Origin of the sequence: Gilliamella sp. Pas-s27, assembly GCF_009795865.1 — a bacterium.
Classification (GTDB): domain Bacteria; phylum Pseudomonadota; class Gammaproteobacteria; order Enterobacterales; family Orbaceae; genus Gilliamella.
In genome coordinates, this window is sequence record NZ_WTEW01000124.1 from 1 (window position 1) to 355 (window position 355).

Here is a 355-nt window from a genome sequence, read left to right on the forward strand (position 1 = left end):
TGATTTAAGAAAATCAAGAAATGAGACAAGTCTTGAGTTTGGTAAAAATGGTGAAATTGAACAAGCCAAGGATTTTAATATTAATTCTGACTATTTTTATTTACGCTATTGTCATTTAAGTACTAAACGTGCTGATTTAAATGTGGGTGACATGGTTAAAGCAGGCGATTTAATTGGCTATACAGGCGTTACAGGTAATGCAGAAAAATGCCTTAATCCTCACTTGCATTTTGAAATAGCAATGAATCCAAGATACAACCGTTCTACCGCGTATGATCCGCAAACTAATAAGTTAGGTTATAAAATCAATCCTGCGTTATTTGTTAATTTGCAAGCAATAGACAAAGAAAAACAA

Annotated in this window: 1 protein-coding gene; it reads left to right on the top strand. The window is 32.7% G+C overall.

The genetic code is table 11. The features are described from left to right. On the top strand, positions 1-355 hold a 355-nt coding region (locus GQ589_RS11985), incomplete at both ends, for a M23 family metallopeptidase (RefSeq protein WP_160426487.1).